General features: G+C 57.6%; 18 protein-coding genes. 7 read left to right on the top strand and 11 right to left on the bottom strand.

Going from position 1 to position 13,759, the window contains the following annotated elements; translation table 11 throughout:
- Nucleotides 1-225: hypothetical protein (locus tag NKI54_RS35500; RefSeq protein ID WP_352694489.1), on the top strand; the 225-nt coding region annotated here is incomplete at its 5' end.
- Nucleotides 226-289: 64 nt separating this feature from the next.
- Here NKI54_RS35500 and NKI54_RS35495 read toward each other — a convergent pair.
- Nucleotides 290-1,330, bottom strand: a complete 1,041-nt coding sequence (locus NKI54_RS35495; protein ID WP_352694488.1) for a tyrosine-type recombinase/integrase — start codon at nt 1,328-1,330, stop codon at nt 290-292.
- Nucleotides 1,327-3,051 carry a site-specific integrase gene (locus tag NKI54_RS35490; RefSeq protein WP_352694486.1) on the bottom strand — a complete coding sequence of 575 codons (1,725 nt, stop codon included), beginning with the start codon at nt 3,049-3,051 and terminating at the stop codon, nt 1,327-1,329. Before NKI54_RS35490 ends, NKI54_RS35495 begins: the two co-directional genes overlap by 4 nt.
- Nucleotides 3,052-4,428: 1,377 nt before the next feature.
- Between NKI54_RS35490 and NKI54_RS35485 the strand changes: the two genes are divergently transcribed.
- Nucleotides 4,429-4,827 (top strand): hypothetical protein, encoded by a 399-nt coding sequence (locus NKI54_RS35485; RefSeq protein ID WP_352694484.1) that lies wholly within the window; start codon nt 4,429-4,431, stop codon nt 4,825-4,827.
- 656 nt (nt 4,828-5,483) lie between these two features.
- Here the strand turns inward: NKI54_RS35485 and NKI54_RS35480 are convergent.
- Complete coding sequence (locus NKI54_RS35480; RefSeq protein ID WP_352694482.1) at nt 5,484-5,795, bottom strand: hypothetical protein; 312 nt, start codon at nt 5,793-5,795, stop codon at nt 5,484-5,486.
- Between the two features lie 138 nt (nt 5,796-5,933).
- Between NKI54_RS35480 and NKI54_RS35475 the strand changes: the two genes are divergently transcribed.
- Both NKI54_RS35475 and NKI54_RS35470 read left to right on the top strand, forming a co-directional pair.
- Nucleotides 5,934-6,248: a hypothetical protein gene (locus NKI54_RS35475; protein WP_352694479.1), complete on the top strand. Its 315-nt coding sequence runs from the start codon at nt 5,934-5,936 to the stop codon at nt 6,246-6,248.
- A gap of 88 nt (nt 6,249-6,336) precedes the next feature.
- The gene (locus NKI54_RS35470) at nt 6,337-6,555 is read left to right on the top strand and encodes a KTSC domain-containing protein (protein WP_352694478.1); all 219 of its coding nucleotides are present in this window, start codon (nt 6,337-6,339) and stop codon (nt 6,553-6,555) included.
- Between the two features lie 6 nt (nt 6,556-6,561).
- On the opposite strand, the gene NKI54_RS35465 is transcribed toward NKI54_RS35470, so the two are convergent.
- Together NKI54_RS35465 and NKI54_RS35460 are read right to left on the bottom strand one after the other, a co-directional pair.
- Nucleotides 6,562-6,984 carry a YidB family protein gene (locus NKI54_RS35465; protein ID WP_352694475.1) on the bottom strand — a complete coding sequence of 141 codons (423 nt, stop codon included), beginning with the start codon at nt 6,982-6,984 and terminating at the stop codon, nt 6,562-6,564.
- 83 nt (nt 6,985-7,067) lie between these two features.
- Nucleotides 7,068-7,265 (bottom strand): hypothetical protein, encoded by a 198-nt coding sequence (locus tag NKI54_RS35460; RefSeq protein WP_352694474.1) that lies wholly within the window; start codon nt 7,263-7,265, stop codon nt 7,068-7,070.
- Nucleotides 7,266-7,384: 119 nt separating this feature from the next.
- Here NKI54_RS35460 and NKI54_RS35455 point away from each other — a divergent pair, with 119 nt between their 5' ends.
- Nucleotides 7,385-8,296: an ATP-dependent DNA ligase gene (locus NKI54_RS35455; protein ID WP_352694472.1), complete on the top strand. Its 912-nt coding sequence runs from the start codon at nt 7,385-7,387 to the stop codon at nt 8,294-8,296.
- A 148-nt stretch (nt 8,297-8,444) separates the two neighbouring features.
- Here NKI54_RS35455 and NKI54_RS35450 read toward each other — a convergent pair whose 3' ends face one another.
- The gene (locus NKI54_RS35450; RefSeq protein ID WP_352694470.1) at nt 8,445-8,663 is read right to left on the bottom strand and encodes a hypothetical protein; all 219 of its coding nucleotides are present in this window, start codon (nt 8,661-8,663) and stop codon (nt 8,445-8,447) included.
- 58 nt (nt 8,664-8,721) lie between these two features.
- On the opposite strand from NKI54_RS35450, the gene NKI54_RS35445 reads away from it, so the two are divergent.
- Together NKI54_RS35445 and NKI54_RS35440 are read left to right on the top strand one after the other, a co-directional pair.
- Nucleotides 8,722-9,051, top strand: coding sequence for a hypothetical protein (locus NKI54_RS35445; protein ID WP_352694468.1), 330 nt, complete (start codon nt 8,722-8,724; stop codon nt 9,049-9,051).
- A 69-nt stretch (nt 9,052-9,120) separates the two neighbouring features.
- A complete protein-coding gene (locus NKI54_RS35440) occupies nt 9,121-10,179 on the top strand; it encodes a hypothetical protein (protein ID WP_352694466.1) in 1,059 nt (352 codons plus the stop codon).
- A gap of 206 nt (nt 10,180-10,385) precedes the next feature.
- On the opposite strand, the gene NKI54_RS35435 is transcribed toward NKI54_RS35440, so the two are convergent.
- The 5 genes from NKI54_RS35435 to NKI54_RS35415 all read right to left on the bottom strand — a co-directional run bounded on the left by NKI54_RS35435 (nt 10,386) and on the right by NKI54_RS35415 (nt 13,640).
- On the bottom strand, nt 10,386-10,529 hold the full coding sequence (locus tag NKI54_RS35435; protein WP_352694464.1) for a hypothetical protein: 144 nt from the start codon (nt 10,527-10,529) through the stop codon (nt 10,386-10,388).
- 162 nt (nt 10,530-10,691) lie between these two features.
- Entirely contained in the window at nt 10,692-11,204 is a 513-nt protein-coding gene (locus NKI54_RS35430) for a hypothetical protein (protein ID WP_352694462.1), read from the bottom strand.
- A 1,068-nt stretch (nt 11,205-12,272) separates the two neighbouring features.
- Nucleotides 12,273-12,977: an SOS response-associated peptidase gene (locus NKI54_RS35425; RefSeq protein WP_352694460.1), complete on the bottom strand. Its 705-nt coding sequence runs from the start codon at nt 12,975-12,977 to the stop codon at nt 12,273-12,275.
- Nucleotides 12,978-12,986: 9 nt separating this feature from the next.
- Nucleotides 12,987-13,358: a hypothetical protein gene (locus NKI54_RS35420; RefSeq protein WP_352694458.1), complete on the bottom strand. Its 372-nt coding sequence runs from the start codon at nt 13,356-13,358 to the stop codon at nt 12,987-12,989.
- A 3-nt stretch (nt 13,359-13,361) separates the two neighbouring features.
- Nucleotides 13,362-13,640 carry a hypothetical protein gene (locus tag NKI54_RS35415; protein WP_352694456.1) on the bottom strand — a complete coding sequence of 93 codons (279 nt, stop codon included), beginning with the start codon at nt 13,638-13,640 and terminating at the stop codon, nt 13,362-13,364.
- Nucleotides 13,641-13,759: the final 119 nt, after the last annotated feature.

Here is a 13,759-nt window from a genome sequence, read left to right as displayed (position 1 = left end):
TCGCCAAAGCAACAGCAGCCTGATCAGACCAGATACCGTTCCCGATTCGAAGGCCATCCGTCGAAAGCGCTCGCGTCAACGTGCAGCGAAAATAGCGCTTACAAAACGATTGCGCCCTTCAGTTTTGGTCGATTTCGTTTCCAGGACAAAACGCTCGCCATAGGGTTTCCGTTCATCGACAAGCTCCGCCGGCGCCGGGACCTGGCCGGTCGACAAGAAAGATGATCCAGTTTCGGTTTGTGAGTGCCGGCCTAATCAGCGGCCAGTTCTATACGTCACGGAACGCGGACTAACTCTGCCCACGCCCCGCAAGGATGGCCGCCAGTTCCCGTCCGGCAATGCGGGATTGCGCGCCTTCGATGTAGTGCTTCTCGGTCATTGCAAACGATCGATGGCCGAGCAGATCCCTCGCCACCCGGATGTTTTCGGGGTCGGCGATCGAGATGAAGGTTGCTGCGGCGTTGCGGAAGCGATGGGGGCTGACCTCGAAGCCGAGACCTAGCCGCGTCCACATGATGATGCGCCTCCTGATCATCTTGTCGGTCATCGGCCGCCCTTCGTACGGCCAGAGGTTGTTGTGTTGCGCGGCCCCGGGGAACGCCAAACGGACCTGATCAAGATAGATGCCCATGTAGCGGGACAGGCGATCCGACAGCTCATATTCCTGTGCCGTCTTCGTCTTGGTGTTTTCTGCTGGCACCATCAGGCACCACCGCTGCCCCACCTTCATCATGTGCTCACCGATCAGCAGGCGGGAGAAGGCTCCCCTGCGCATCGGCGCTTCCACCAGCGTGGCAATCAGCAGACCGTCGCGATAGGCCATGGCGCAGCTCTTCGTAAGGCGTCCCAGTGCATTCGCTTTGATGAGGGCACGATCCATCAACCGCAAGCCGAGAGCATAGAGATCCGAGCTCAACACTTGGCGATGCTTGATCGGCACCGCCTTTGCGGCGATGCGCCTGGAGATGCGGTAGAGCCACCGCCAGTCACGATCCGGACAGAACGCCCGGATCGTGTAGAACAGACGTGCAAGGCAATGGACGATGGTCGTCTCGCGGCAATTTTCGCGCAGATACTCAACATAGTCCTCGACGCGGCTCTGCTCGACACGATCCCCCGGCGTGAGTTTGAGTGCATCCGGGAAGATGTGTGACAGGAAGGCCAGCCACTGGCCGTAGTCCGCCCTCCTGCCATACTTGGTTGCCGGGGCCAAGGAGGACCCTGGCCCGCTGTCGAAGAAATCGATGGCTTCGAAGGCACGCTGGAACAGCTCCCTGTCCTGCGACGGCCAGGCATCAAACGGCATTCCGCTGTTGAGGTGACGTGTCATTCCACGTCCTCCAACTGGCGGCGCCGGGACCGGGTGGCATCGAGCTTGGCGCGATTCTCGTCGAGAGCCTTTGCCAACAGAGCATTGTGGTGACGTCCTGCGCGCCGGGTGTCGAGCCCGGCATAGAACGTCGCTGTCGTCTCCAGCTTCTTGTGGCCAAGCAGGTGCTGCACAACGACGTGGCCGCCCGGGCTGGAGTCCAGGATGGTTTTTGCCGCCAGATGCCGGAAAGCGTGCGGATTCATATGCATGCCGACATACTGCTTGAAGTAGCGCTCCACGAGATAGCGCACCGTCGCGAAGCCCTTCACGCTGCCATCGCCGTTTTCGAAGAGGTGCTTCGGCTTGTGGCCGAGCACCGTAGGCGCAATCACGTCGCGATATTCGATCATGCGTGCCGCAAGCTGTGGCGGGAGGTCGAACTCAAGGGACTCGCCCGTCTTCGTCTCATCGGCCGACAACATCAGCGTCGACGTGCCCTCGTCGCGAAGGAACAGGTGCTGATCGAATGCCAGGGCCGTCAGGTTCTTCAGGCGAACCGGCACAAACATCAGCATTTCGATGCCAAGGGCAGCCTGGGCCTCCGCCAGGCGCCAACGGTTGCGCCGCTGGCTGTTCCGCACGTCCAGCCACATGCGTTCCGGCGCGGTCAGAAAGCGCTTCTTGAGGTCCGGGTCATCGAACCGCATGACCAGAAGCTTGTTCTTGCGCGTCATCCCGAAGGTCGGCGCCGGTACCTTCCTGGCCAAGCGCTTGAGTTCAGCGAGGGTCTCGTCGTCAACTTTTACCCAATCGCGTGCGAGTTGAACCAGGAGATGAGCCGAGAAGAAGTTCTCGTAGGACGGCTGTCCGTTGGTGACTTCGTGCCTTTTGCGAAGGATGCGGGTGAAGGCATCGACAGTAACCAGGTGAGCGATGCTCCGAATGGAGGCGACGTCCACGCCCGTCTGCACCAGCGTGCTCGCCGCCAGATGCATCCTATGAAAATATCCGTCGAGCGTGATCTGCTTCAACGGCATCGGACGGGCATCGTCTGCGAACACATCGTCGCCGTGTGCCCATGCAGCAAACGCGTTCCAGTCCTCCCTAAAACTTTCCGGAAACGCCGTCGGCGGGACGCGGATGCGGCGCGACCGGGACACAGGCACATCGACCTTCTGGAGGTGCTTGTCAGGAAAGAGTTCGCCGACCTCGTTCCACATCTTCGCCATGGTGCGGTGCACCTTGTATTGGTTCGAGCGAAGCGAGTTCGTCGCCATATCGGCCATGATCCGCTCGATGACCTTCGAATTGACCTCAGACGGAGCGATGCCCGCGCGGCTGCACCAGTTCACTAACCGGGAAAGGCTGTTCTGGTGAATCGGAAGCCGTATTTTATTCCAGAGCTCGGCCCATTCCGGCGGCTTCGGCCCCCGCTTGCCCTGATTGGCGAGGGTAACGGATGCGACATGGCTCTTTGCCAGTGCGCTGAGTGACAGGCTCTTCACATTGGCGAACGTCTTAGGCTTAATCCCGAGCGCTGCGGGCTCCAGCCCATTGTAGATGTTGCGCAAATCGGCGACTGTGGCGGGGATGTGCTTCAAGTCCTGTCCGCACCACTTTTCAAGGTTGCGAAGCGCCGCCTCGTATTCCTGGCGCTTCAACATGGGGATGTCCGACCGGGACATAACGGCAGCAAGCACCTGGTTCATTTTCGGTGCCGGGGTAAAGATCATGTTCATTTCATTTTCTCCTAATTCCATCGGTTGACGAATCAACGACCGGGTTCCCGGCAGTTGCGGTTAGGAGCAGATTTTGGGAATACCCTCTTCTACGAAACATACAAAGTCGTAGAAGAAGCTACCCTGGCGGCCCAGGCGGTGTGACTAGCCAATTGACTATGTCCATTTCCGCCCGATCGATCCGACGCATCGGCTTCGAGGCACCGCAGTTTTCCACTGCTCACGCTAATCAACAAAACAAATAAATCAGAATGGTACAAGCAGATCGCAATGTTAAGGTAAACCTTAACCTTAATAGTAATGGTTAACGTTCGTATCCTTTTGTATCGCGCAAAAGGATAATTGGATTGAAACACTGAATAACACTGCGTATCTATACTTTCTGCTGATCTACAAACCAATCGCGAGGAACTGACGCATTTAGTGAGAGCGTTAGACGAGTTACCTATATTGGAAAATTCTGGGATGAATTTTCAGGGTCCCCAGGCACCAAAATGAGATTGGTCGGCCTCAATATGAATTCCAGGGCGCAGTCCATGATCGAGCCTTTGCTGGAAGGGACAGTTGGGTCACGTCTCCAACTTGTATGAGGAGAGTGGATCTCGGCGCGCTTCAACCCGGCGGGTTGCGATGATCATAACGGACGTGGAGAAGGCCGCGTGAGCCGGGGTGGCCGGAGTGTGTGCAGAAGCCGGCCATAGTTGGCTACACGGGTGGGCACCTTCGGGGTTGCCGCTCGGCCGAGTTGCGACCGCGCCCCAAGGGCAAACTCACCTCCGCGCCTTACTGCCCTGGGGCTTTGCCTCCGGCCCCCGAGGCTAACCTCGTCCCCGAGTGGCGCGGATTTCGTGGCTGGCTTAGGCCTGAGATTTCTCCTTAAGCCATCCGTGCAGCTTCGGAACTCCAGGGTGGACATTGATGGTTGTAGATATTGAGCGCCCGTTCTTGAATCTCGAGGGTCCCATTGGCGTTTACCCGGCACAACTCAATATAAGCAGCTCCAGACCAATGATCGTAGCATTCGTTTCAGATGATCATGTATGTTTCTTGAACGCCCCGTTGGCCATGCGGATGAGCTCGCTATCCAGCTGTCTTTCGGATGCTGGCAATCGAGTCCACCGCCATCGGCTACTTATATCTGGTGAGCCGGTGTCAACAATTTATTGACATTTCGTATAAAGTTTCTTATGGTTGTAGATGGCCTAGGCTACCGGGTAGCTGCGACCTTCTCCCGACAAATACTCTTAAGCTGAGATGCGAAAGCATGCTCTAGCCGAAGAGTTGATGTGCCCTTGAGATCCAGGATTGCTCCCAGACGGTCCTTGGTATTCACCGCTTAAGGGATTCTGACCTCATAATTTCAATCAAGGAGCCCACATGACACTGCATAACAACTTTAACGCACAGCAGAAGGCAATCTTGGCGCGTGCATCGGTTTCGCGCCCTCAGGACCTTGCCACTCCGGAACTGAAACTCCACTTTGCAAACGCCGGGACGAGTACGAGATCTGAGGACCCCGTCGACAGCTATCGACTCAAGCTGGACGTTTCCCTAATGGAAAAGGAACGTCTTCAGCCCACATCTCGGATCGAACTTCAGCGCAAGATAGACGCCGTTTCGCAAGCGCGGTTTGAAAGGGCGACGCACTCCTCAACGAAGTCGATGACAGATGCTGCATATGTTGATGCGATGCGCGCAGTGCTGCCCTTTGCTGAAGAGGAGTCAGCCGTCATTGTCATGAGGATGCTCCCACACTACACCAAGGCGAGTATTTGACACTAAGACAAGCGCGCGCGCGCGCAGAATCCGCGCTTTCGCGCGCTCGCTCTTGGAATGCACCTGTCGGCCGTCGGGCGAGGAAGTCATCAACGCTCATCCAATCGACCGGATCTGCGTCGGCGTCTGACTGGCTGAATTCGACATACAGATGCAGTTCGTCAGGCACAAAGACGACCCTCCATGATCCTTTAATGCCGTAGGCAAGGCTGTAGGCGAGGACGGTCGTGGCGGGCACTCCTTCGCCACGAAGCCTGCCTAATCCCACAGGGCAACTCCATCGCAAGAAGTTGTATTGACAGCGCTTTTTGCGCCTGTCGGCGGGATTGACTTACATTCCCGATCATGACGGAATGAGAAATTCAATCGGGGGGTTCATGCATTCCGCCATCGACATTTCCGGCTGCCGGGGACGAGGTCGACAGCTTCATCATCCTGCCGCCCTCAGGCGCGCGTGAAGCACATGCGCGGCGAAGAGGATCTACGTCACGATCTGCGCATAGCAGCCGAGGGGAGTTATGGCCTTCTCTTTTTCATCAGAGCGCGGACTTTAACAATCATCGCTGCGTTAGACCTCAATTGAGAGGCATGTATTTTGCGCATGAATCTGTCGGCGATCACCTTGTAACGAAGGGACAAACACCAAGGAATCGTCCTCAACGTTGTTCGGACGAGGCAGCCGCGTAAGCCTTGGATCGTGCCAACAGAGCCCGCCGCGCCGAAAGGTGCGGCGGGCTTTGGCCGCGCATCGCTTGGCAAAAGAGCGCAACCAAGCGATCGAGCGCATCCTGGTGGAGCGCCCCTTTAGGGCGCCAGGCAAGGAAATCGTCCACGCTCAGCCAGTCCACCGGATTTGACTCAGCGTTTGGCCGGCTGAATTCCACATAGAGATGCAGATCCTCAGGCACAAAGACGACTCGCCACGTTCCCTTTGCGTCGGCGGCGAGGTTGTAGGCCAGGACGGTCATAGCGGGCACTCCTTCGCCACGAAACCTGCCTATTTCCGCTGGGCAAATACATCGCAAGAAGTCGGTATTGACAGGGCTTTTTGCATTGACTTGCACCCGCGATCATGAACGGAATGAGAACATCCAATCGGGGGTCTCATGCATTCCGCCATCGACATTTCCGGCATGCCTGCCGGCGACGCGGTCGACTTCGTCATCTTGGCACCCACAGGAGCACGCTCCGCGGCGGCGCTGCGCGAGGTCGAGGCCTTCCTGAAAGGGCTTTTCCCTGAATTTGACTTCATGGCCAACGGCGAGGCGATGCCGTTCGACGGCAATTACGAGGTCCTGCCGATCTGCGGCGTTAGCGGAGCGGCCGGAGAGCCGAACACGCTTCCCTATCCCGACCAATCGGTGATGATGGGCATTTCAGCCGCGCTGAAGGGTTTCGCCCCGGGCAGCCGCCGGCGCTGAACTAGAGACGGTCGCGCCGCCGGGCTTTCTTTGCGCGCCAACCATCAAAGACGAGGAACGCGACGGCTTTTCCGCACGTTGATCCCTTATGCCCTCTACCTCGATTCGCAAAACCGCATACGATCCCGAGCGCAAGGTCCTTTTGGTGTGGTTCGTCGCCAGCAGCAAGCAGTACGAGTTTGAGGGAGTGCCGCCGGAGACCTTTGCGGCATTCAAAGCAGCGTTCGCCAAGGGCCGCTACTTTAACGACCACATTCGCAATCACTTCCGGTACCGCCTGATTGCGAGCGATAGCGACCCTGGATGAGCTGACCTAAGCGCGACCAGTCCTTGGGACCTCGTCCAGGAGATTTGGACCTTTACTCGCTGGCATCTGTCCGTCGGGAGTGAGTTTGTCGACTGCGTCGGGGAGTTCTCTTGTGAGCCGATCGAGAAGCTCGTCGTGGGACAATCCGGTTTGCTCGGCCAGATCGTTCAACGTTTGCGGGTCGATTGCTTTTTCAACTTGCTCGCGCTGAACGGGCCGGTTTGATCCTTTGCTTACCCATGAATCAACCTGGTCGGCCGCACCCGCATTCCTGAGGCGGTCCAGGATGTCGCCGAGGCCGCCGGGAGAGCCCGCGCTATTTGGATCTGTCGATCTCTTTCCCGCGATTAGCTCGCCGATCTTGTCCCTGTTCTTGTAGGCAAGCAGCCCAAGCAAGGCTATGGCGACTTTTCCTATATCAAGGCTCATCTCTGATCTCCTTCTTATCGAAAAGGGACAAGGCATGCGGCTTTGAAAGGTTCCATGGTGTGCTGCCGGGCTGACCGTTCGATCTAGCGTGGCTTTAACAGCTTCTCGGCCGGCCCCTGGCGCGACTTCAGCATTCGCGCCTCGCGAAGCAATGATGGGCGGTCAATGCCAATCATGTCGACCAGCTCGCGCGCTTGAGCTTCCGTTATGCCGGCCTCCTTTGCGATCCACTGAGCCTGCAAATCCTTCAATCGCTCAACTTCGACGTTGTCCTCGCCCATGGTGCGCTGTCTCTTCTGACGACTCCGAACGCCCGGTAAGTCAGTTTGTTTCGTCGGCATCGCGGAATCACGTTACGTTCACTCTGGCTAATATAACCTTTGTACCTAGTATTGACTGGGTGCGTAAAATTGTAAGTACGGGCGCCGGCCGCCTCGAGTTCATTCCGCCGATGGAGCCCAAGCTGGTCGTAAAGCCGCCAGAGGGCGAACACTGGATGCATGAGATCAAGCTCGACGGCTACCGCGCCCAGGTCGTCATCAACAGCCCCGAGGATATCCGCGTCTTCACCAAATCCGGCGCCGATTGGACCAGCAAGTTCACTGGCCTCGTCGAAGCAGCGCGTGAGCTCGACGTCGAGAACGGGATTTTCGAGGGTGAGGCGGTGGTCACCAACGCGGCCGGGCTGCCCGACTTCGACGCGCTGCAGAAGGCTGTCCACAACGATCCTTACGCCATGATCCTCGGCGCCTTCGATATCATGCATCTCGACGGCCACGATCTGCGCGACATCGGTTGCAAGGCACGGCGCGAGATGCTGTTCGGCATCATCAAGCCGAACAGCGGGATTCAGTTCAGCGAGACCATCCCTGGCGATCCCAAGGCGCTCTTTTATCTCGCGGATCAGTCAGGCTTGGAGGGGATCGTCTCAAAGCGCGCCGACAGCCCGTATCGAAGCGGCCCGACGACGAATTGGCTGAAGACGAAGAGCTTCACAGTCCAGGAATACGAACTGATGGGCGTCGAGCGCGAGCCGGGCAAGGCGGCATTCGCCTTGCTGGCGAAGCCCGGTACCGGAAAATATGTCGGTTCGGCCTTCATCAGCTTGGGGCGCGACATGAAGGAACGGCTGTGGAAACGGGTCCAGGAACATGCCGGGCCGCCGCCGGAGGGCGTCAAGAAGCGACCGGCAACGCAGTGGGTTGAGCCTGGCGTGAAGTTGCGGATCAAGCACCTTCGTGGCGAGCACAAATATATACGCCACGCTTCTCTGCTGGGCTTCGGCGACGATCCGGAGGCTTTGGGGAAATAAGGGCCGCCACCAGCAAGGCCGGCGGACCCTACGGCGCAATCAGGATTTGCTTGCGCCGTTCTCTCCCCCCCCGGAGATGACGCCCCGGTTGTTCCGATGCCGCCCGAGCACAGGACCATTGCGCGGGCAGGTCAGACTTAGGTCCCGATCATGGGGACTGGGAATCCTCAGTCGGGCAGCAGGTCAGTCGCTCGACAGTCTCAATGATCGCCTTCGCAAGGGCCTCGGCTTCATGGATGGGCAGCGGCCCGTAGATCCCGTTGACCGCCTCCTCGCTCGGCAGCACCCCGGCCGGGCAGGTTAGCTCGATCGCCATGCGAATGAGCTGCAGGCCGGTTCTTTCGCCATAAGTGTAGTTCTCATCCATCGTCAGATACTGGCGCGGGGTCGGGGATCGTCAAGGCGGCAAGCCGGCTTTCGCCCTGATGGGTGAGATCGGCACGCGCAAATACGTGGGCTCCGCCTTCTCAATCCAAGCCGCGCGATCCGCGAGCGGCTGTGGAAGCGCGTCCAAGGAACATGCCGGGCCGGCGCCGCAGGGCAGAGCGCCGACGACGCAATGGGTCAAGCCGGGGCTGATCGGCCGCGTCAAGCACCTGCGTGGCGAGGAAGACCTGCGGCATGCCTCGCCACAGGATTTCCGCGAGGAAGACCAGACGACAGCGCCGCCGAACAAAATACGTCCGGAACACTGTCCCAAAATGGCGCAATTACGTTGCGTTTTTCCTTGTCGTTACTGGTTTAATAGTTTATAATATTTCCCCACTTGCTTATGAAGCTAGGAGGATTGTTGCTGCTTACAAAGCGAGCAAATGGAGGAAACTATGTCTATCGGATTTTCGCGACCGCGACCGCTTGCGCTATTCTCGGCAGTCTGGGTCAGCATTCCACTTCTGACTGGGCTCGCGCGGGCTCAAGTCGACTGCAGTGCCGTGCTTTCCAACCACGCACTGAACATCTATGATAGTAACACTGTATCAGAATATCAAAACGCGCAGTTGGATGAGCTGTGCAAGGAAAGCTTTTCAAGTGTTGGTGACTACAATGCGAGATCACGAGCGCTAGGCTCTGGCGGTAGCTACGGAGCAATCAGTGGTTTCCTAAACTTGAGTGCCAACGACGAAACCCACTCTTTACAAGAAATATTTAATAAGCTTTGCACAGTGAAGGATGTGGCTACACGCTCTTGGTTAACGTCCACCACCCATGTCGAAAGCGCCGACGCGCAACTCGCAGCCTTCGTAGCCTGTGTTAACGCTACAAATGCGACCGGAATCTGGTCCCACCTTACACTTACTCCGGGTTCGCCAGATTTTACGATAAGGGTAGACTACAAGATGTTCGGCCAGAATCCATTGCCTCCTCTCAAAATACTCGATTATGATCACGCGGCGGGCTATACATGCAAAGAAGGGGATCAGGACGCGGTTAACGTCGAAGTAAACCAGCCATCGTTTGCTCTGTCGTGTAAGCGGACGGCAACAACAGGTATTCAGGCTTCTATTAATACTGGACTTGGATTGATTGGCCCCTTCGCGATTCCAGATGATCGCTATATTGCACTGTCAGATCGCCTCAACCAGTTAACAGCCGACGTCGCCAATGCAACGGCTCAGTCTGCACGACAATTGGATGTCAAGACTCTATCGCAACGAGCTCCCGACGGAGAGAAACCTGTAACTGTTTCCTGTCCGCCGGAGTACAAAGTGGTCTCATGCAAGATTTACATCAGGAGCGGAGATTTTCTCTGTGGGGAGTCGCTCGGAGCCGACCAAACGACCTGTGGTGGAGCCTGTACTTTGCAGCACCCGCTGCCGGTTGACCCAGCCAAACGTCCCTTTTGGACGACCAGCGTGGTGTGCGCGAGAATAGCTAGACAATAGTCAAGCCAGCGCAAACCACGACAAGATGCCCCCGTGCCCCAAGGGGCGTCGCAACAGCCGTCGCGTGTTCCCGGGCGGCGGGCTTGGCCTCAACGGAAAAGCCTTCGGCGGCACAGGCGCAAATGGCTGACAAGTCCAGCACCGGAAATACGGCCAGCTCCGGAGAGGGACCCCGGTGAGACGAAACAGTGCCTCGGGTAAAACGCTCATCGCGCAGGCCCGGCGGCCAAGGTCCGGGCAATGAGCAGCGAGGCGTCGAGGGCGGCGTTCTCGTCTCTTGCTCGCCTGTCGGCCATTGCAAGATGTTCGATCGCTTCTGCGATCTCGTCAGAGCGCCAACCCGCGGCCATGACATTTTCCATCAGTTCCTGAAACGCGAATTCAATTGCCTGTTGGCAGTCGACCCCTCATCGTCCGGGAAGAGTGGCAGAGCGGCATGGCGGGGTTTGTGTCAGCGCGCTGGGGCCTGGTGCCCGGATGGGCCAGAGATGGCATTGGACGCGCGCCGCCCGTCAACGCGCTTCCTGATCGAAGCGGAAGGGCTGCACAAGAGCATCGTCCAACCGCTCATATCGCCGACCTGCGATCACTACCGAGCGCTCCAGTCGGTGCATCAGGCGCTGTTGAAGTCGGTCAAGGAGATCACCGGCAAGGATGCGCCGTTCATCCGTTGGACCGGGACAGGACCGGTGCAGATCATTGAACGGAAGTAGCGTGACCTTGGTGGGCCGGCTAATTTTCCGCGCAAGAACACCAATGACCACATACCTTCGTACGACTACCACATTGGCAGCAATCATTGGAGCGGCATCAGAATTCGCGTGTATCGCCTGAATCTCAGGCATCCCCTGCCCGAACTTCACGACCAAGCCGACAATAGTACTGGCGGGTCCAAGAGAAAATTTTTCCTCCTTTATGCCGCTGATGTCCGGCAGCGAAAAGACAAGCTTATCATCAGCAGTAATTTTGTAATCGACTGCTCTAATGGTTGCGTCGTCCGATTCCTGGAGCCCGAGTACCTTCAATCCCCACCGGTGCATAACGCATTTATGCGTCGCGGTGCCATCTTAGGTCTCTCCAGTGTGAGAAGCTCATTCTTAAAGCACTTAATAGAAGAAAAGCCCACAAAAACAGCAGCATCGCAAAGCTATTCCCGCCCGTGGGCTTGTCAAATAAATAATCATCTCTAGTACTGCCTGCATTTTCCCGGCCTATTTATAGGACGAGGATTGCAACACCAATTCTTAGGGCACACGAAAGCTGCGGTGCCGGGCTTAGCGCAAGCATATTCGTTAACATCATTCTTTGGGACGAACCTAAGATGTAGGAAATAGTCGATGCCTCTGCCCTTGCTGACGCGAGTTGGTACATCTGTGTACAAACTGAGCCCCGATCTGTCGGTCAAATATGTACCCGCGAAGGTCGTGCCTGAATCGTGCCGCCTTTCTGTCAGCTTCACTTCGCATAGGACAAAACCTTGAGGCGAGCTTATTTTGCTTCTTTGCTCATTCTGCCCTCTGTTTCTCAATGCGTTGGCCACCACACCGAGCGCTGCGGCAGGCTTACTACAGTCTCCACCGAATGCGGCACACGTACCTACAATGGCCGCCTGGCCTTCCCGACTTCCCAGCTGACGAATTGTATTTGTGAACGGACCTGTTTTTGGCTTAAAGACGTGAACCTGTACAGTGGCATATTTAGACGGTCCCTCTGCATGGGCCGAATATGAAAATACGCCGATAAATACAAATAACAGGACCAAAACTCGAGATCGCATTACACTCTCCATGAGTTCTACCCGCCCCGGGCCTCTTGACAATATGAACTCTCTCAGCGAGGGCGTCTTCCTTCATTCGAGTGAATCGAATTCTTCGAGATGGCCGCTCCAGGGCCGGCTTTCTCATAGATATGCCTCACCATCTGCACGGTGTTCGAAACAGAACCAGTGCGATGGCTGCCGCGGCTTGGCGAACCCCCATCCAGCATCCTTGCCGCAGTCGGGATGCTCGCACCTATGATGCTGAACGCCCGGACGTGCGACGGGCTCTATTGCACCGGGAAGGCGGATCAGCTCGTCGCTCATCGGCATGCTTTCAAAGCAGCGAGCCTTGTGCAGGCGCCTGCAGCGGAACTTTGATCTGTGTGGCCGGCTTCTCCACGATCACAAGAGCGTCGTCCGGCGCCGGCCGCTGCAGCCGTTTCGCTTCCGACCATGGCGCGGTCAGCCAAGTCTCTGCTTCGTCTCGCGTGGTCAGGATCACCGGCATCGCCTTCTCGTGGATCGGCGTGATTAGCGCGTTCGGCTTGGTGGTCATGAAGGCATAGAGCTCGTGATCGCCGGGGCCTTCCTTGACCTTGCGCACCCCTTGCCAGCGCGCCCACAGGCCCGCGAAGAAGAACAGCGGCCGGTCCTCGTTGAGGGCGAACCAGAAGTTCCGCTGAATGCCCGTATCGGGGTCCTTGTCACCGGGCGTCGGGCTGGGCTCGGCAAAGCTCGTCACCGGGACGACGCAACGGTGCTCGATGCCGACATATTGCTGCCAGTGGCCATATTGAGGGTTGCGGATATTTGTCGTGCCGGAATCGGCATTGCCTTTGACGCGCTCCAGCGGCGTCGGCATTCCCCAGCGCAGCTTGGCAAGCTCGCGCGCCCCGTCCTGAGCATTGCGGACGACCGGGCCGAACTGGTTGGGATAGATGTCGATCGACGGCTCAAGGTTGCCCAGGAGATCGCGCAAGGCTCCGGTCCATTGGCGGATCGCCTCTTGGCTGGTGGTGATATTGTAGAGGTTACACATTTCGTCGCCTTAGTTGCGCAGGGCTTGGGGAACGCTCAGCGGCCCGAGATCGAGAATTCTCTTGTATTCGCCCGTCCGGCGCCAGACGCCGTGTGCCTTCCCGTTTTCCCGAACGCGCTTGGGATCGAACATGATTCCTCCGAATTGGTCGAGGAACACCTGTGCGGACGCCTGGTTGCCGAAGCAGTAGAGCCGCCAGTTCTCATACGTCTGATCCGGCCATATCGCCTGCACCTGCCTTTTGATTGGCACCAGCTCGCGCTCTTCGCAAAAATCGCGGATCAGCGAGAAGCTGTGTCCGGTGCACAGATCATCGGGCAGCGCAACCTGGTAAGGCCACTCGCGGTCAATCTTGGCCGGCGAGGGGCGACGGCTGCGCATCGGTCAGTGGTGAGCGCCGGGCTTCTTGCTCTCTCTCAGATAAATGTCGGTCTGGTGGCGCATCGCCTCAGAAAGCGACAACGCCAGATCGAGGTCTCCAGGATAGATCGCCAATATCCAAGTGGCCGTCAGCTCCGCGATAGCCTGTTTCTGGCTGACGTCGGACAGGCCACGCATTTGCTTTGCCATCTTGCTGACGGCCCGGTGAATGGCGGCCCGCTCGCGCCTTACCGTGGCATATATCTCGGGCTGCTCAGATTCCGTCGCCGTAATCGGTTTCATGGCTCACTCCATTTTTGCGGCCTTTATCAACCAAAGACAGCTACGGCCGATTTGATGGTGATACCGCCATCGGGGCTTCGGCGCATCTGACGCCCCGTTGCGGTCCGAAACACAGTCGG

The organism is Mesorhizobium sp. M0663 (genome assembly GCF_040320585.1).
GTDB lineage: Bacteria > Pseudomonadota > Alphaproteobacteria > Rhizobiales > Rhizobiaceae > Mesorhizobium.
Note: the sequence above shows the minus strand (reverse complement) of the source record. Positions and strands in the feature narration are given on the sequence as shown.